15 protein-coding genes are annotated in these 16,850 nt (G+C 66.6%); 12 read left to right on the forward strand and 3 right to left on the reverse strand.

What is annotated here, in order from left to right:
• Positions 1-16: 16 nt before the first annotated feature.
• The gene (locus DRW48_RS03415) at positions 17-472 is read right to left on the reverse strand and encodes a hypothetical protein (protein ID WP_162784666.1); all 456 of its coding nucleotides are present in this window, start codon (positions 470-472) and stop codon (positions 17-19) included.
• A 149-nt stretch (positions 473-621) separates the two neighbouring features.
• On the opposite strand from DRW48_RS03415, the gene DRW48_RS03420 reads away from it, so the two are divergent.
• The gene (locus tag DRW48_RS03420) at positions 622-1,848 is read left to right on the forward strand and encodes an FAD-dependent monooxygenase (protein ID WP_114075188.1); all 1,227 of its coding nucleotides are present in this window, start codon (positions 622-624) and stop codon (positions 1,846-1,848) included.
• A 1-nt stretch (position 1,849) separates the two neighbouring features.
• On the opposite strand, the gene fahA is transcribed toward DRW48_RS03420, so the two are convergent.
• On the reverse strand, positions 1,850-3,055 hold the full coding sequence (gene fahA / locus DRW48_RS03425) for a fumarylacetoacetase (protein ID WP_114075189.1): 1,206 nt from the start codon (positions 3,053-3,055) through the stop codon (positions 1,850-1,852).
• A gap of 147 nt (positions 3,056-3,202) precedes the next feature.
• On the opposite strand from fahA, the gene DRW48_RS03430 reads away from it, so the two are divergent.
• Positions 3,203-3,637, forward strand: a complete 435-nt coding sequence (locus tag DRW48_RS03430; protein ID WP_114075190.1) for a MarR family winged helix-turn-helix transcriptional regulator — start codon at positions 3,203-3,205, stop codon at positions 3,635-3,637.
• Here DRW48_RS03430 and DRW48_RS03435 read toward each other — a convergent pair.
• Positions 3,634-4,590 (reverse strand): LacI family DNA-binding transcriptional regulator, encoded by a 957-nt coding sequence (locus DRW48_RS03435; RefSeq protein WP_199286148.1) that lies wholly within the window; start codon positions 4,588-4,590, stop codon positions 3,634-3,636. The two genes, DRW48_RS03430 and DRW48_RS03435, sit on opposite strands and share 4 nt — an antisense overlap.
• 152 nt (positions 4,591-4,742) lie before the next feature.
• Here DRW48_RS03435 and bglB point away from each other — a divergent pair, with 152 nt between their 5' ends.
• The 10 genes from bglB (at position 4,743) to DRW48_RS03485 (ending at position 16,803) form a co-directional block, all read left to right on the forward strand.
• Positions 4,743-5,828, forward strand: a complete 1,086-nt coding sequence (gene bglB / locus DRW48_RS03440) for a beta-galactosidase BglB (RefSeq protein ID WP_114075192.1) — start codon at positions 4,743-4,745, stop codon at positions 5,826-5,828.
• Entirely contained in the window at positions 5,825-6,661 is an 837-nt protein-coding gene (kduI, locus tag DRW48_RS03445; RefSeq protein ID WP_114075193.1) for a 5-dehydro-4-deoxy-D-glucuronate isomerase, read from the forward strand. Before bglB ends, kduI begins: the two co-directional genes overlap by 4 nt.
• The gene (locus DRW48_RS03450) at positions 6,658-9,120 is read left to right on the forward strand and encodes a hypothetical protein (protein WP_114075194.1); all 2,463 of its coding nucleotides are present in this window, start codon (positions 6,658-6,660) and stop codon (positions 9,118-9,120) included. The genes kduI and DRW48_RS03450 overlap by 4 nt, the downstream gene beginning before the upstream one ends.
• Positions 9,117-10,376 carry an ABC transporter substrate-binding protein gene (locus DRW48_RS03455; protein ID WP_114075195.1) on the forward strand — a complete coding sequence of 420 codons (1,260 nt, stop codon included), beginning with the start codon at positions 9,117-9,119 and terminating at the stop codon, positions 10,374-10,376. The genes DRW48_RS03450 and DRW48_RS03455 overlap by 4 nt, the downstream gene beginning before the upstream one ends.
• Before the next feature lie 149 nt (positions 10,377-10,525).
• On the forward strand, positions 10,526-11,410 hold the full coding sequence (locus DRW48_RS03460; RefSeq protein ID WP_114075196.1) for a carbohydrate ABC transporter permease: 885 nt from the start codon (positions 10,526-10,528) through the stop codon (positions 11,408-11,410).
• The gene (locus tag DRW48_RS03465; protein WP_114075197.1) at positions 11,407-12,453 is read left to right on the forward strand and encodes a carbohydrate ABC transporter permease; all 1,047 of its coding nucleotides are present in this window, start codon (positions 11,407-11,409) and stop codon (positions 12,451-12,453) included. The genes DRW48_RS03460 and DRW48_RS03465 overlap by 4 nt, the downstream gene beginning before the upstream one ends.
• Positions 12,454-12,462: 9 nt before the next feature.
• Positions 12,463-13,461, forward strand: a complete 999-nt coding sequence (locus tag DRW48_RS03470; RefSeq protein ID WP_114075198.1) for an ABC transporter ATP-binding protein — start codon at positions 12,463-12,465, stop codon at positions 13,459-13,461.
• A gap of 91 nt (positions 13,462-13,552) precedes the next feature.
• Positions 13,553-14,770 carry an NAD-dependent epimerase/dehydratase family protein gene (locus tag DRW48_RS03475; RefSeq protein WP_114075199.1) on the forward strand — a complete coding sequence of 406 codons (1,218 nt, stop codon included), beginning with the start codon at positions 13,553-13,555 and terminating at the stop codon, positions 14,768-14,770.
• Positions 14,770-15,597, forward strand: a complete 828-nt coding sequence (locus DRW48_RS03480; protein ID WP_114075200.1) for a glycosyltransferase — start codon at positions 14,770-14,772, stop codon at positions 15,595-15,597. Before DRW48_RS03475 ends, DRW48_RS03480 begins: the two co-directional genes overlap by 1 nt.
• A gap of 303 nt (positions 15,598-15,900) precedes the next feature.
• Positions 15,901-16,803 (forward strand): NAD-dependent epimerase/dehydratase family protein, encoded by a 903-nt coding sequence (locus DRW48_RS03485; protein ID WP_114075201.1) that lies wholly within the window; start codon positions 15,901-15,903, stop codon positions 16,801-16,803.
• Positions 16,804-16,850 lie beyond the last annotated feature (47 nt).

A 16,850-nucleotide genomic window follows, 5' to 3' on the forward strand; every position in this document is an offset into this window, starting at 1 on the left:
GCGCCGGCCAGACCGATCAGAGCATCAGGGTGCAGGACGCGGTCTCCGGCGTGCCTTCCTTGGTCTCGTTGATCATCGTGGCCTTGCCGTTCACGGGCTTGGACAGGCGGATTTTCTGACCGTCCGCCAGCACCAGGCGATAGTCCTCGCCGACACGCTCGATCGTGGTGATGCGGACGGGGTTGCCGCCCTGGCTGCGGTAGGTGCCCGGCGTCACGGTGAACGAGTTCTCGCCGCACTGCCAGTTGCCGAGGATCGGCAGCGGCGCGGTCGCATCGGGCGACGAGCCGGCAATCGGGGTCGGCTCGGTCGGGGTGACAACCGTGCTCACGGTCGGGGCCTCGCCGGGACCACCCGGGACGGCAACCGTGGTTGCCTCGCCCACGATGGTCTTTTCACCGCCGGTGTTATCCATCGTGCAGCCGGCAACGGCCAGAGCGGCGGCGGAAGCGCAAAGAATGAGAGCGCGCATAGGTCATTTCCTCCATTGATACGCCGAGTTAGCAGGTCGGCTTTCGGCGCAGATTTGGTCTGCGCGCGTGGGGGCGTAACGCCGCACCGCCAGCGTTCGATCCCTCATGGCATGGACGAAGCTGGCAACTGCGACTAGCTTGCATCACCATGAGCGTAGGCCAAGATGTCGTCATTGCCGGTGGCGGGCTGAATGGCCCGGCGCTGGCTATCGCCTTGGCGGGTGCGGGTCTGTCGGTCACCGTGGTCGATCCTCGCCCCGCAGAGTCGCGCGCGGCACCCGGATTTGACGGCCGTGCCTATGCGCTGGCGCTGGCCAGCCAGCGGCTGCTGGCCGCGCTGGGCATCTGGCCCGAATTATCCCCGGAATCGCAGCCGATTCTGCATGTCGAGGCCGTGCAGGCCCGCAGTGGGGAGGCGGCCGGTCTGCTCGGCCTGCACTTCGACGCGGCGGAGATCGAGGAAGGCCCGCTCGGCTACATGATCGAGGATCGCCACCTGTACGCTGCCTTGCGCGGCGCGATGGCCGACCGTGGCGTGCGGCACCTCGACGGCCGCGCTGTCATCGGCGAAACCGGTGGTCCGGACGGCATCACGGTGCACCTCTCGGACGGAAGTGACCTTACGTCACGTTTGCTGATCGGGGCCGATGGCCGGGCCTCCGGCGTGCAGCAGCGAGCCGGAATCAAGCGGATCGGCTGGGATTACGGCCAGACCGCGCTGGTCTGCGCCATCGCGCACGAGAAGCCGCATCACGGCACCGCGCGGCAAGTTTTCCTGCCGGGCGGACCGCTGGCGATCCTGCCGCTCACCGACAATCGCAGTTCCATCGTCTGGTCCGAGGCGCGCGCCCAGGCCGAGGCGCTGGCGGCGTTGCCCGATGACGCGTTCATGACAGCGCTGCGCCCCCGCTTCGGGACCCAGCTAGGCGAAATCAGCTTGGCCGGGGCGCGGTTCAGCTATCCCATCGGCCTGACCTTGGCCGAGCGCTACGTCGCCCCGCGCCGCGCCCTGATCGGCGACGCCGCGCACGGCGTGCATCCGATTGCCGGCCAGGGTCTGAACCTGGGGCTGCGCGACGTAGGCGCACTGGCAGAAGTGCTGGTCGAGGCTGCCCGCCGCGGCGAGGATATCGGCAGCGAAGCAGTGCTGGCCCGATATCAAGGCTGGCGGCGGTTCGATTCGACCGCGCTGGCGCTGGGAATGGACACCGTCAACCGCCTGTTCTCGAACAACAACCCTTTGCTCCGGATGGCGCGGGGCCTCGGCATGGGCGCGGTCCAGGCAGTTCCGGCCCTGCGCCGGGGTTTCATGCGGCAGGCGGCAGGCCTCTCCATCGATCCAATGCCGCGCCTGCTGACTGGGCGGCCCCTCTAGCCTATTCAGCCGGCAGGATCGTGCCTTCGCAACGGCCAAAGCCGATCCGGTAGCCTGGGCCTTGGGAATGGCCCTCCAGCGTGACGCTGTCGCCATCCTCCAGAAACGTGCGCCGACCCCGAGCCGTTTCTACCGGAAACTTGCCGCCCTCGGTCATCTCGAGCAGCGCGCCGGTCTGATCGCGCGCGGGGCCGGAAATAGTCCCGCTGCCCAGCAGATCGCCGATGCGCATCGGACAGCCCGAGCTGGTGTGGTGCGCCAGTTGCTGGGCGCTGGAATAATACATGACGGCATAGTTCACCCGCGCCATGACCTCGCCATTAAGCGACCAGGACAGATCCAGGTCGTAGAGACCCGGCCGAGCCTCGGCCAGATAGGGCAGCAGCGGGTTTTCCCGGGGCGCGCCTGCGCGGCGAAAGGGCTCGAGCGCGGCGCGGGTCACCACCCAGGGGCTGATCGTCGTGGCAAAGGCCTTAGCCTGGAACGGGCCGAGCGGCTGGTATTCCCAGGCCTGGATGTCGCGGGCGGACCAGTCGTTCAGCAGCACATAGCCAAAGATCATCGCCTCGGCCTCGGCGACGCTGACGCGCCCGGTCGAGGGTTGGCCGACGATGGCGCCCAATTCAAGCTCCAGATCCAGGCGGGCGCTCGCTGCCCAGCGCGGACCGTCCTCGCCCCGCAACTGGCCCATCGGACGCCGTACCGGCGTGCCCGAGACGACCACGGACGAGGCGCGGCCGTTATAGCCGATCGGCATATGGGTCCACTGCAGTGGCAGCGCATTCTCGGGTCCTCGAAACAGCGCGCCGACGTTGAAGGCGTGGTTCCGCGATGCGTAGAAATCGGTGTATTCGCTGACGGTGATGGGCAGGTGCAGCGTCGCGCCCACCATCGGGAACAGCGGCAGATCGCGGTTTCCCCCATCCTCGGCCAGCAGATCGGTGAGCCGCGCGCGGACCCGTTCCCAGACCGCCGGGCCTTGCGCCATGAACGCGTTCAGCGCGGACGCTGCGAATGCGCCACCAGCGTCAAGGAAGCCCACAGCCTCACAGGCTGCCAGATCAACAATTTGATCGCCGATCGCCACCCCGCAACGCGGCGCGGTGCCGGGGGTCGCAAAGACTCCATAAGGCAGGTTCTGCAGGGGAAAATCGCTGTCCGGGGCGTTCGCGGTGGCAACCCAGCTACGACGGGACGTGGCGATCATCGGCGGCTCCGAAGGGCTGCGGCATGGCCTGGCAGCGATAGCGCGGAAACGGTTTCATTTGCAACGATTGGCCAGCGCGCGGATCGCCGCCCTCGACGGCTGGCGCCCACGGCCGATAGGGTGCACCGACCCCCTGCCGGTGTGCCGATGTTCGATCTCGACGCCTTTCTGCCCTTTCGTCTGAACCTGCTCGCGGAACGGATCAGCCGGCTGGTCCAGCCTGTCTATCGTGACAGCCATGGCCTCAGCCGGGCCGAATGGCGCGTGCTGGCCCATCTGGGCGCGCGGGGACATTCGACCGCGTCGGCGCTGATCGGGTTGACCGCAATGGACAAGGTCAAGGTCAGCCGTGCCATTTCGGGGTTGGAGACACGGGGCTGGATCGCCCGGACCACTGATGATCGCGACCGACGCATCAGCCGCCTGGCGCTGTCGCCGCAGGGACGAGCGGCATTGGATGGCCTCGCTCCGGTGATGACGGCCCGCGAGGCTGAGGTGCTCGCCGGGCTGAACCCCGTTCAACGCGCCCGGTTGGTCGCGGCCCTTGCCGATCTTGAGGCGGCACTGGCGGCCGCCGACTAGAACGCCGCGACTGGCCCGGTCGAGCCGCGCAGCACCAGCTCGCAGGCAAGCTCGACTCGGCGCGGCGGCAGGCCGCGGCTGCGCGCTTCCTTCAGCAGATCGAGGGCCACGGCCCCGACCGCCCGCATCGGGATTTCCATCGTCGACAGCGGCGGGTCCAGCAATGCCGCCTGTGGCAGGCCGTCGATACTGAGGACCGAGACTTCGCCCGGGATCGCGACCCCCGCCCCGCGCAGTGCTGCATAGGCGCCGACCGCCAGCGCATCGCCGCAGGCAAGAATGGCGGTGAAGTCCCGGCCGCGTTCCAGCCGGCTGGCGATGGCCGCGGCGGCTGCCTCAGCGAGCCAGTCGCCGACCTCGACCACCAGATCGGGGTCCGCATCACCCCCCATCGCGTCGCGCCACCCCTCCAGCCGGCGCTGGATGGTCCGCCGCCCGGGGTGGGTCAGCAGCAGGATGCGCTGGTGCCCCAGTTGCCGCAGCGCGTCCGTCGCCAGCGCCGCGGCGCTGCGATTACAGGGCGCGACAGAACTCAACTGCATCTCGGGGTCGTCGGCATTGACCAATGCCACCGGGACCGGCGCCGCCCGCGCCTCTGCCAACGTCGCGTCGTCATCAATGCTAAGCAGCAGAACGCCCGCGACCCCGGGATCGGCGGCGGCGTCCGCCAGCAGGCCGGCCGCCACGTCCCGGTCCGGCAGGCTGCGGGCCTCGACCGCCATCCCGAGGGTGGCGGCGCGGTCGCGCAACCCCTCAAGGACATGCAGCGTGAACTGGTTGCGGGCGAAATCGAGCATCGCCGGCGCCGAGGCGGCCAGCCAGACCGTCTGCCCGGCGAGACTGGTCGGCATCGGATAATTCAGTTCGGCCGCCGCCGACATGATGCGCGCTGCAAGCCCGGCCTCGACATAACCGCGCGCCGACAACGCCCGCGACACGGTGGCGGTCGACACGCCAACCCGCTCGGCAATGTCCTTAAGCCGCACCCTGCCTGAAATCGCGGCCCTTTTCCCGTCCGGACGCATGGCCGACTCCGCCTGCAACAGATTTTCATATTGTGTAACGCGGGCCCCCGCCGCCAGTCTAGCGATGGGGGGACGCCAAAGTGAACACGCAGGCCCATATCGCGCAGGCATTGGAGCGGCTGGTCGCCGGCCTCGGCACGCTGCGCGATGAGGGCCGCTATCACGAGCCGAACCTAGATGGCTCGGCCGGCGACTACATCAGTTTTGACAGTTGGGAATGGCCGCAGGGCGTTGGCCTTTACGGTCTGGCGCAGTTGTGGCTGGCGCGCGGCTGCGATCCGGTGCTGGGGAAAATACTGACCGGCTGGTACGATCGCGCCCTCGCCCGGGGCCTGCCTTCGATGAACGTCAACACGACCGCGCCTATGCTGGCCCTGACCCTGCTGTGGCGCGAGGGACGGCAGCCGCGTTATGGCGCAGTCCTGGACGATTGGGCGGACCGGTTGCTGCGGGACGCCCCGCGCACGCCCCTCGGCGGGTTCCAGCACGACGTCTCGGACCGGCTCAATCCGGGCGAGATGTGGGACGATACGCTGTTCATGGTCGCGCTGTTCCTGGCCGCTTATGGCGAGGCCGCCGGCCGGCCCGAACTTGTGGCTGAGGCAGAGCGCCAGTTCCTGGTCCACGCCCAGTTCCTGACCGACCGCGAGACCGGCCTCTGGTTCCACGGCTGGTCGTTCGAGGGGCGGCACAGCTTTGGCCGCGCGCGGTGGGCGCGGGGCAATGCCTGGATTACCGTCTGCCTGGTCGACCTGCCGCAGCTTTGCACACTGTCGAGCGGCGTCGCGTGCTATCTGGCCGATCTGCTGACCGATCAGGTGGCGGCGTTGCTGCCGCTGCAGGCGGACAGCGGCATGTGGCGCACACTGCTGGACGATCCGACCAGTTACGAGGAAACTTCGGCCACCGCCGGCATCGCCTACGGCCTCCTCAAGGGGGCGCGGCTTGGTCTCGGCGGCCCGGAATGGCGCGCGGCCGGGAACCGGGCCATCGGTGCCGTTCTGGCTGCGATTGACGATCAGGGCGTGGTCGGCGGCGTCAGTTACGGCACGCGCATGGGCCACGATCTGCAACACTACCGCGATATCCCGATCCAACCGACGGGATATGGCCAGTCGCTGGCGATCCTCGCCTTGGCCGAAGCCTGTAAGGAGACAGACCGATGAGCCTTGAAGTTCGCTATGGCGCCTCGCCTGCCCAGATCGACGGCATGGGGACCGACGATCTGCGCGCGGAATTCATGGTCGAGGCGCTGTTTCAGCCCGGCCAGTTGCGGCTGTGTTATACCCATCTGGACCGGATGATTGTCGGCGCGGCCATGCCGACCGCCGCCCCGGTCGAGATCGCCAGCGGCGCCGATGTCGGCACGCCCGGCTTTTTCGACGCGCGCGAGATGGGGATCGCCAATCTCGGCCAGCCCGGCTGGGCCGAGGTGGATGGCGCGCGCTTTGCCCTGGGTAACCGGGACGTCCTTTATGTCGGGCGCGGCACCGGCTCGCTCAAGCTCGGCAGCGATGATTCCGAGGCGCCGGCGCGGTTCTACATCAATAGCGTGCCGGCCGGCGCCGATCACCCGACGCGGCTGATTCCCCGGGCGGAGGCCACGGGAGTCACCTTCGGCGACAAGGACCGGGGCAATTTTCGCGAATTGCGAATGTATATCCACCCCGAAGTCGCGCCCTCGTGCCTGCTGCTGATGGGCATCACGGATCTGCCGCAGGGGCAGGTCTGGAACACCCAGCCCCCGCATCTGCACGAGCGGAGGATGGAGGCTTATTGCTACTTCGACCTCGCGCCAGAGGATCGGGTGTTCCATTTCATGGGCCGGCCCGACAACACCCGCCATCTGGTGATCCAGAACGGCGACGTGGTCCTTTCGCCCGCCTGGTCGATCCACATGGGCGCCGGCACCGGTCCCTACGGCTTTGTCTGGGGGATGACCGGCGAAAATCAGGCTTACGGCGACGTCGAGCCCATCCCGGTGAGCGCTCTGCGATGATCCTGGCGCCCGGTGATGCATTGACCCGCTGGCAGGTCTCGGACATCGCCGAGGCGCGGTTCGACGTGCCCGACGCGCCGCTGCAGGGCGAGATGGACCCGTTCTTTTTCCTGACCAAGGACAAGAACTTCATCCCGCATGAATACCCGTGCCGGACGCAGTTTGCGCAGCGCTTTCGCGGCCACCGCCCGGAGGTGCGCGGCGAGCCGGACTGGACGCGCAACTGGCTGCCTTTCGGCCAGCAGGTGCTGGATCTGTCGGGTTTCTGGTTCCGGCCGACGCGCCTTGCCGCCTGGGCACGCACGGTCATCGCAGCGAACGAGGCCGGCACCGCCCGGCTGCGCCTGACGACCTGCGGAGGCGCTGTCCTGTGGGTGAACGGCACCGAAGTCGGATGGACCGCGCCTTACGTCCGGAACTACGCCCAGTCGGCGGATTTCGACGTTCCCCTGACCGAGGGCGACAATGAACTCCTGGTGTTTTTCGATGATCTGGCCGAGCGCGATACCCGCTATCTGATCCGCTTGGACTGGCTGGACGGACCGTCCGCGCGGGCCGGAATGCCGTTCGCCGCCCCCGCCGGGGTGGTTGCAGGCGTAGAGGCGGCGCTGGAGTCGGCCCATTTCGACGCCCCCGCCTATGACGGCGGCGAGGTCGCGGTGATCCTGCCGCCGATGGTGGCCCCGGCGCAGGTCGATCTGTTGGTCGAGGGCGATTTCATGTCGCACCAGCGTTTGCGGCGGCGCTACCAACTTGCCGTTGGCCAGACCCGGCTCGTGCTGGGCGAGGTGGCGGACTTTCCCGCCGATTTCCGGCACTTCCGCCTGACCCTGACCCAGGACGGCTTTGCCTCAATGCGCACCCTGGGAGTCGAGATCGCGCACCCCGCCGGCCCGGCGCCGGCGACCCAATCTGCCCGGATCGCCGAGGCACTCGAGGCCGTGGCCACCGGCGCCGAGGGCGATTGCGTGCGCGCGCTTGCCTGCCTTGCCACTGGCCGGGCCGCCGATGCCATGATCCTCGCAGCGCTGCCGGCGATCGAAGATTGCTGGGACTGCGCAGATTTCGAGCTGGTGCCGCTGCTGTGGTCGCGCATCCGCTTTGCGGAGAGCTTGGCGCCGGAAACGCTGGCGCGCATCGACGCCGCGATCCTGAACTATCGCTACTGGATGGACGAGCCGGGCAACGATGTTCAGTGGTATTTCAGCGAGAACCACGCCCTGCTGTTTCACACCGCGGCCTATCTGGCCGGGAATCTGCTGCGCGATGCGATCTTCACTCGCTCGGGCCGCACGGGGGCGCAGCAATCCGCCACCGGCGCTGCGCGGGTGCGCGCATGGCTGGATCATTTCGAGGCAGCCGAGATGGCCGAGTTCAACTCGGCCCCCTATTTCCCCATCGACCTCAAGGGCCTTTGCGCCCTGCAGGCGCTCGCGCCCGATGCCGACATCCGCGAGCGCGCGGCCCGCGGCATCGCGCGGCTCGTCGAGATCGTCGCGAACAGCGCCCATCAGGGTGTGCTGACCGCCGCCCAAGGCCGCAGTTACGAGCATACCCTGCGGGCCGGCGCGACGCTTGAGCTGTCAGCGGTGGCGCGGCTGCTGTGGGGGGCGGGCAGCTTTGGCGCGCGGTTCCACTGCCTGCCGCTACTGGCCCTGTGCCTGCGCGATCACGACCTGGTCCTGCCGGACCTGACCGCGCGGGCGCTGTGGGACCGGGATGACGGGCAGGAATGGACCTTTACCCAAGGGGCGGGAAACTTTGCCCGGCTCTATCACTGGAAGACCCGCGGCACCGCGATGGGCAGCGCCGCGGGCTATCGCTGGGGCGACTGGGGCTATCAGGAAACGCTGGTTCATGCGCGCATCGGACGCGACCCGCAAGCCCAGGTCTGGATCAACCAGCCGGGCGAGATGATCCAGTCAGGCTATGGCCGGCCGAGTTACTGGGGCGGCTCCGCCAGTGTGCCGCGGGTGCAGCAGTATCGCGGCCTCGCCCTCGTCCGCTTTACCGGCGTGCCGCCACAGCCCGACCTGACCCACGCGTGGTTTCCCGCGCAGGTGTTCGACGCCGCAGAGGTTGCAGATGATCGCGCCTGCGCCGTCCTCGACCGGGCCGGGTTGATGCTGATCGCCTCCGGCCCGCTGCATATGGTCACCGAGGGGCCAAGCGCGGGCTGCGAATTGCGGCTGACGGGGCGCGATGGCTGGTGGCTGATGCGCGTCACCGAGGACGCCCCCTCGACCGAGCGCCTGTTCGAGCATTTCGCGGGCGTCACGGCGCGCGAGGACGCGGATGGCAATCTTTGCGTCATCGATCCTGAATACGGTAGCGTCGCCTTCAACCGCGACGGCACCGTGGAGGCGGAAGGACGCCGGCTCGACCCGGCACAGTGGACCTTGACGGGGACGCGCCACAAGATCGCGCCCAAGAACCGATCCGGGGAGGATCTGCCATGAAAACGACTGTAACCGCGCTGCTGCTCGGCTCCGCCCTCGCCACAGGCGCATGGGCGGGGGACGTGCGGATGATGTGGTATTCGGACGGCAACGAGGGCGAGGTGATGGCCGACCTGGTCAGCCGCTTCAACGCCGAGAATCCGGACATCAAGCTGACGCTCGACAACGTCGCCTACCAGGTCATCAAGGAGCAACTGCCTATCCAGCTGGCGGCCGGCCAGGGGCCCGACATCGCCCGCATGACCGACATCAAGAAAGAGGCCGGCCATTTCCTGGACCTGACGCCGTATCTGGCGGACCCGGCCTACTGGCAAACCAATTTCGGCGCCCAGATGGACTGGATGCGACCCGATGGCAGCGATGCCATCACGGGCTTCATGACCCAGTTGACGCTGACCGGCGGCTTTGCCAACGCCACGCTGTTCGAGCAGGCCGGCGTGCCGCTGCCCGGCGAGGGCGCAACCTGGGACGAGTGGGTCGATGCCGCGGCCAAGGTGCAGGCCAGCCAGCAGACCGCGGCGGCCATGGCCATCGACCGCTCGGGCCACCGGATCGCCGGACCGATGATCTCGGAAGGGGCAAAGCTTATCGGACCGGACCGCAAGCCGGCGCCGCTGGACGATGCCGGCAAGGGCTTTCTGACCAAGCTGATCGGCTGGACCGCTGACGGCAAGAACCTCAAGGACGTGTGGGTCAGCGCCGCAGGGGCAACCTACCGCGCCGGCGCAGATGAGTTCATCAATGCCGCGGTGCCGTTCTACTACTCCGGCAGTTGGCAGGTCGCGAACCTCAGCGAAAAGATCGGCGACGGCTTTGACTGGGTGGCCACCGGATCGCCCTGCGGTGCCGCGGGCTGCACCGGCCTTCCGGGCGGCGCCGCGCTGGTCGCGATCAAGTCGACCAAGAACCCGCAGGACGTCGGCAAGGTAATGGACTGGTTCGCGCGCGAGGACATCGTCAAGGAGTTCTCGGAGCGCGCGCTGTTCCTGCCGGCGCACAAGGCGGTGCTGGAGAAGGGCCTCGATTTCAAGACCGAGGACCCCCATGCCAAGGCGGCGCTGAACATGTTCGTCAAGGCCACCGGCCAACTGACCGAAGAGGCGCAGCAGATTCCGGCCTGGACCCCGGCCTCGGACGTCTATGCGGCGCTGGTCAAGCGGGTCGGCGAGGCAATGGCGGGCGAGTTGTCCCCCGAGGATGCCTTTGCCCGCATTGACGCGGACATCGCCGAGGCCGCCGCCAAGGTCGCCCAATGAGGACCTTGCCGTGAGGATCACCTGGTGAGGGCGAAGGCTTGAACCCCGGCAGGTCTGTCGCCGGGGTCCTGACCGCACCGCTCCGGGGGCTTGCGACAGCCATCGATCCTGCCTTTCGTGCATGGCAGAGGTTGACCGGACAGGGCGGCATGATCGCCCTGTTCCTGCTGCCCAACATGCTGATCTTTGCGCTGTTCGTGCTGATCCCGATCGGCCTCAACGTCGCCTACTCGCTGACCGGGGGCGCCGAGGTATTCCTGCCCGACCGCAGCTTCGTCGGCGCCGCGCATTACGCGCGGCTGATGGACTGCACCAACGCCCTGCAGCCACGAACCTGCCGCGACGACAGCTTCTGGACCGCCGTGTGGAACACGCTGCGCTTTACGGTCTTTCAGGTGTCCCTGATGACGGTCGCGGCGATGATCACCGCGCTGATCCTGAATCGCCGCATCCCGGCCAAGGGCCTGTGGCGGGCGGTGTTCTTTTTCCCGGTTCTGCTCTCGCCCGTGGTGGTCGGCCTGATCTGGCGCTGGATCCTGCAACGACAGGGCCTTGCCAACCTGATGATGGTCGAGGCCGGCCTGCCCCCCGTCAACTGGCTGACCGAGCGCGGCTGGGCCTTTGCCGCCGCCGTAGGCGTCAGCGTCTGGGCGCATGTCGGCTTTTACGCGCTGATCCTGCTGGCCGGATTGCAGGCCATTCCCCGCGATCTCTACGAGGCGGCAGAGATGGACGGCACGCCGCCGGCGCGAGTCTTCTGGCGCATCACCCTGCCGCTGCTGATGCCGAACCTGGTCGTAGTCATCACGCTGGCGGTGATCCGCGCGGTGCAGATATTTGACGAGGCATATGTTCTGACCGGCGGGGGGCCGGGCACCGCGACCATGTTCCTGACGCAGTATATCTACGAGACCGGCTTTGCCTCGCCGGTCCGCAATCCGGGGCTGGCGGCTGCGGCGTCGATCCTGATGGCCGGGGTATTGGTCGTCCTGACGCTGATCCAGCAGCGCCTGCGCAAGGCCGAGGGCCGATGAGCCCTGCTGCATTCCTTGGCCGTCGGCGGGGCGGCGCGCGCTGGGACTGGACCGATATCCTCAGCTGGGTTTGGCTGCTGGCCGGGCTGCTGCTGATGCTGGGACCGGCGGCCTGGCTGGTGCTGTCATCTTTCAAGACCCCAGCCGCCCTGGCCGAGTTTCCGCCGACCCTGCTGCCCTATGCCCAGCAGACCGCGACCATCGACGGCAAGCCCAAGGGCCTGTTCACCGTCACCCTGCCCGATCGCCAGACCCGAACCATGGCCGAGTTGCGTCGTGTCGGCATCGTCGCGCAGATGGTTGACCCGGACCAGCCCGAGGCGCCGCCGGTCAAGGTCAACATCAAGGATCGCCAGCCGTTGCGGCAGATCACATTTGCCACCGGCAACTATACCGAGCCGTTCCTGAAGTTCGATTTCTGGCTGTACTTCCGCAACTCGGTCTTTGTGACGCTGATGGCGACCGCGCTGACGCTGCTGACCAATTCGATGGCGGCCTTTGCGCTGTCGAAATACGACTTTCGCGCCCGCAACAGCGTGCTGCTGGTGATCGTCGCGACACTGATGGTGCCGCTGTCGGTGATCCTGGTGCCGCTCTATTCCGTGGTCTCGGCGGTCGGGCTGCTCGACAACCTCTGGGGGGTGATCCTGCCGACCATTGCCACGCCCACCGGCGTGTTCCTGCTGCGCCAATACATGCTGACCATCCCGGACGAGTTGCTCGAGGCGGCGCGGATGGACCATGCCTCGGAATGGCAGATCTACTGGCGGATCGTGCTGCCGCTGGCCGCCCCCGCGCTCGCCGTGCTGGCAATCTTCAGCGTGGTCTGGCGCTGGAACGATTTCCTGTGGCCGCTGGTCGTGCTGTCGAGCAAGCAGAACTATACACTGCAGATCGGGCTGAATACCTATGCGGGCGAGTTGAACGTGCAGTGGCACTTCATCCTCGCCATGACTGTCGCCGCAATGATCCCGGTGGTCGTGGTGTTCGTGTTCCTGCAGCGGTTCATCACCACCGGCATCGCCGGCACCGGCTTGAAATAGGGGGCGGCCATGAGCGGGGCGATTACGCTGGACCGGGTGTCGCGCAACTTCGGCGTCGTCGAGGTCATCCGGGACATCTCGCTCGACATCGCCGAGGGGGAACTGGCGGTGTTCGTCGGTCCGTCGGGCTGCGGTAAATCGACCCTGCTGCGGTTGATTTCGGGCCTCGATCAGCCCAGCGTCGGGCGCATCCTGATCGACGGGGTGGACGTCACCGCACGTTCCGCGGCCGAGCGTGGCCTCGCCATGGTGTTCCAGAGCTATGCCCTCTACCCCCACATGACGGTGCGCCAGAACCTTGCCTTTGGCCTTGAGAACGCCCGCCTGCCGAAGGCCGAGATCGCGGCGCGCATCACCGAGGCAGCCCGGATGCTGGAACTGACCCCGCTGCTGGACCGCCGCCCGGGGCAGCTGTCGGGCGGCCAGCGGCAGCGGGTCGCCATAGGCCGCGCCATCGTGCGCGAGCCGGTGGCCTTTCTGTTGGACGAGCCGCTGTCGAACCTCGACGCAGAGTTGCGCGGCGCGATGCGGGCCGAACTTGCGGCGCTGCATCGGCGGCTCGGGCGGACGATGATCTATGTCACCCATGACCAGATCGAGGCGATGACGCTGGCCGACCGCATCGTCGTGCTGCGCGGCGGCAAGGTCGAGCAGAGCGCCGCGCCGCTCGAGTTGTTCAATCGCCCCGCCAACCGCTTTGTGGCCGGCTTCATCGGCGCGCCGGCGATGAATTTCCTGACGCTGCCAGTGCCACGGCGTGACGGCGCGGTCACACTGGGCCTGCGTCCGCAGCACCTGCGCCTTGGCGAGAAGGGCCTCGGGATCGCGGTCGAGGCGGCGGAAAACCTGGGGGCCGAAACGCTGATCCACGGCCGCACGATGACCGGCGATGTGCTGACGGCACTGCTGCCGGGACAGTTGCGCCCGGCGCGCGGGGATCGGCTGTCCCTCACCCATGACCCGGAAAACGAACACTACTTCGACCCCGAAGGCCGCCGGCTGGACTGACCCCATCCGGCCGCTTGGCCGATTTGTCATTCCACTGTCGCGAAAATCATGGCTAAACCCGGTCCAGACGCAGGTAACGGGAGGCATCATCATGCGGATCGCGATTCTCGGGGGCGACGGTTTCGTCGGATGGCCCACCTCGCTGCATCTGTCGAACCTCGGGCACGAGGTTCACATCGTCGACAACCTCTCGCGCCGCTGGATTGACACCGAACTGGGGGTGCAGTCGCTGACCCCCATGGATTCGATCCAGGAGCGGTGCCGCATCTGGAAGGCCGAGACTGGCCACCAGATCCAGTTCCACCTGCTGAATCTTGCCACCGAATACGAGCGGCTTAAGGCATGGCTGGCGGAGTACCGCCCCGACGCGGTGATCCATTTCGCCGAGCAGCGCGCCGCCCCCTATTCGATGAAAACCGACCGCCACAAGGTCTACACGGTCGACAACAACGTCAGCGCGACCCACAACCTGCTGGCGGCACTGGTGGAAACCGGGATCGATGCGCATCTTGTCCATCTGGGAACCATGGGCGTCTATGGCTATTCCTCGGTCGGGGCGCCGATCCCGGAGGGCTATCTGGACGTCGAGATCGACACCCCGACTGGCAAGAAGGGGATGGAGATCCTGTACCCGACGCGCCCCGGCTCGGTTTACCACATGACCAAGTCGCTGGATCAGATCCTGTTCCAGTTCTACGCCCAGAACGACGGCCTGCGGATCACCGATCTGCATCAGGGCATTGTCTGGGGCACCCATACCGAACAGACCCGCCGCCACGAGCAGCTGATCAACCGCTTCGACTATGACGGCGATTACGGCACGGTGCTGAACCGCTTTCTCATCCAGGCGGCCATCGGCTATCCGCTGACGGTGCATGGCACCGGCGGCCAAACGCGGGCCTTCATCCATATCCAGGACAGCGTGCGCTGCATCGAGCTGGCACTGTCGGACGCCCCCGCTTCTGGCGAACGGGTGCGCATCTTCAACCAGATGACCGAAACGCACCGGGTGCGCGATCTGGCCGAAATGATCGCCGGCATGACCGGCGCCAAGACGGTCTATCTGCCCAACCCGCGCAAAGAGGCCGACGAGAACGAGTTGATCGTCAAGAACGACCAGTTCCTGGCGCTGGGCCTCGAGCCGATCCGGCTGCAGCAGGGCCTGCTCTCCGAGGTCGTGGATGTGGCCAGGAAATACGCCCACCGCATCGACCGCAGCCGCGTTCCCGCCGTCAGCGCCTGGACAAAGGACATCGCCAAGCGCGTCGACCGCGACCCCGAGGGCAAGCGGCTGCGCCAGGTCTCGTGATGCCGGGCTGGTTGGCCGACCGGCCAGCGCGCGACAAGCGGGCCTATGTGACGCTGGTCACCAATGCCGACTATGCGCTGGGCGCCAAAGCGCTGCTGCATTCCCTGCGACTGACGGGTACCACCGCCGATCTGGTCGTGATGCACACCGAAGTTGCAGCCGATGCTCTGGCGCCGCTGTCGGCCCTCGGCGCGCGGCTGGTGCGGGTCGAACTGTTGCCGACCTCCGCCGCGTTCAACACCGCCCACGCCCGCGCCAGGCTGCACGGGTCAGCGCCCTTTACCAAGGGCGAGAAGCCCCCCTTTCACACGCCGCTGGACAATTTCGCCAAGCTGCGGCTGTGGCAGCTGGACTATGCCCGGGTCGTGTTCATCGACGCCGATGCGATCGTGCTGAAATCCGTGGACCGGCTGTTCGACTATCCCGAGTTTTCAGCGGCGCCCAATGTCTACGAAAGCCTTGCGGATTTTCATCGCCTGAACAGTGGCGTGTTCACGGCCCGGCCCGACGCGGAAACCTTCGCCGCCATGCTGGCCCGGCTCGATGTGCCAGACGCCTTCTGGCGGCGCACGGACCAGACCTTTCTCGAGGCGTTCTTTCCCGACTGGCACGGCCTCCCGGTTTTCGACAACATGCTGCAATATGTGTGGTTCAACCTGCCCGGGCTTTGGTCATGGAAGGACATCCGCATCCTGCATTTTCAGTACGAGAAGCCGTGGCAGGATCACGCCAAGGCGGACCGGGTGCGCCCGCTGATTGAACTTTGGCGGGGATTTGCGGAGGGGCGGGATGCGCCCGACATAGCTGGGCTAAAGGGACCGGGTTAGCGCTGGGGGTGGAACCGGTGATGGTCACCTTGTGACAACCAGCGATGGCTTACCAGGACGCAGGATTGTAACCGATCTGCTTCCCACAAAAAAACAAACCTGAATTTCCGAGATTGACGGCAAAAATATGATGCGCGCAGCGTTGGGTCCGCTGGGGCCCGCTCTTGTTCGCAAGAACTCCTCTCTGACGATCCTGACGCTTCCTTGGTCGGATACGTGGAAATTGGAGCTGATCGGCCAGCATGATGGTCTGGCCAAGTCTTCAATATCGGGGCGAGAGCAACACCAGCACTCGGGGGTCAAATGAAGATCGCGATAACTGGCGCAAACGGATTTGTCGGCCAATACATAACGCAAGCCGCAATGGACGCCGGCCATCAGGTCACATCCTTCGGACGCAGCAGACCCTTGCTCCCGGGGGTGACCCACAACTCTTGGTTGTTGGGCGAAATTCCCGACCTCTCTGGCCACGACGCGCTCATACATGCCGCCTTTCACCACGCCCCCGGACGCTATCGCGGCGGCGAAGGTAATGACCCTGAGGGCTTCGTTCAAACCAACCTCAGTGGCAGCATCGCGCTTTTCGAATTTGCAAAAGCGGCAGGTCTCGAAGCCTGCCTGTTCTTGTCATCACGCGCGGTATTCGATGGCTACCCGCCCGGAACCTGCCTCACCGAAGACCTGACACCGCTGCCAACAACACTCTATGGCCGGGTCAAGGCCGAGGCGGAGTCCGCCCTCGCTGATCTTTCCTCCGCCACGTTCCGCACCGCCAATCTCCGGCCAACCGGCGTCTATGGGATGCCCCTCGACGGATCGCAGCATAAATGGGCAAAACTCTTCGCCGAGTTCCGTGCCGGGCAGGAAATCGAGCCGCACGTCGCAACCGAGGTCCATGCAGGCGACCTCGCTTCGGCGGTGCTACTGGCCCTAAACGACCTGACCGCGGGTGCGAAAGACGCCCGAGGGCCCACAAATCGCAATTTCAATGTCTCGGACCTGGTGTTGGACAGACGAGAGCTTCTGAAACTCTACGCCGCTAAAAATAGTCTGTCGGGAGAGAACCTCCCGCCTGCGAAAGATCGTCAGGGGCTAAAAATTCTTAGGTGCCAGCGCACCGAGGAAATCGGATGGAGGCCGGGCGGCCTTGCACGCTTGTCGACGATGCTGGAAAATGTGGCTGTCAAATCCCCGGGCGCTCAATGATCTGAACTCGCCGCACTACCTCCACTCAAGAGACGACGGAGGCAGTT

Origin of the sequence: Paracoccus suum (assembly GCF_003324675.1) — a bacterium.
Taxonomy (GTDB): Bacteria; Pseudomonadota; Alphaproteobacteria; order Rhodobacterales; family Rhodobacteraceae; genus Paracoccus; species Paracoccus suum.

What these genes read in the sequence shown, in the direction of transcription:
- DRW48_RS03415 (WP_162784666.1), bottom strand. Translation starts at nt 472, where the DNA reads ATGCGCGCTCTCATTCTTTGCGCTTCCGCCGCCGCTCTGGCCGTTGCC.
- DRW48_RS03420 (WP_114075188.1), top strand. Translation starts at nt 622, where the DNA reads ATGAGCGTAGGCCAAGATGTCGTCATTGCCGGTGGCGGGCTGAATGGC.
- fahA (WP_114075189.1), bottom strand. Translation starts at nt 3,055, where the DNA reads ATGATCGCCACGTCCCGTCGTAGCTGGGTTGCCACCGCGAACGCCCCG.
- DRW48_RS03430 (WP_114075190.1), top strand. Translation starts at nt 3,203, where the DNA reads ATGTTCGATCTCGACGCCTTTCTGCCCTTTCGTCTGAACCTGCTCGCG.
- kduI (WP_114075193.1), top strand. Translation starts at nt 5,825, where the DNA reads ATGAGCCTTGAAGTTCGCTATGGCGCCTCGCCTGCCCAGATCGACGGC.
- DRW48_RS03450 (WP_114075194.1), top strand. Translation starts at nt 6,658, where the DNA reads ATGATCCTGGCGCCCGGTGATGCATTGACCCGCTGGCAGGTCTCGGAC.
- DRW48_RS03455 (WP_114075195.1), top strand. Translation starts at nt 9,117, where the DNA reads ATGAAAACGACTGTAACCGCGCTGCTGCTCGGCTCCGCCCTCGCCACA.
- DRW48_RS03460 (WP_114075196.1), top strand. Translation starts at nt 10,526, where the DNA reads ATGATCGCCCTGTTCCTGCTGCCCAACATGCTGATCTTTGCGCTGTTC.
- DRW48_RS03465 (WP_114075197.1), top strand. Translation starts at nt 11,407, where the DNA reads ATGAGCCCTGCTGCATTCCTTGGCCGTCGGCGGGGCGGCGCGCGCTGG.
- DRW48_RS03470 (WP_114075198.1), top strand. Translation starts at nt 12,463, where the DNA reads ATGAGCGGGGCGATTACGCTGGACCGGGTGTCGCGCAACTTCGGCGTC.
- DRW48_RS03475 (WP_114075199.1), top strand. Translation starts at nt 13,553, where the DNA reads ATGCGGATCGCGATTCTCGGGGGCGACGGTTTCGTCGGATGGCCCACC.
- DRW48_RS03480 (WP_114075200.1), top strand. Translation starts at nt 14,770, where the DNA reads ATGCCGGGCTGGTTGGCCGACCGGCCAGCGCGCGACAAGCGGGCCTAT.
- DRW48_RS03485 (WP_114075201.1), top strand. Translation starts at nt 15,901, where the DNA reads ATGAAGATCGCGATAACTGGCGCAAACGGATTTGTCGGCCAATACATA.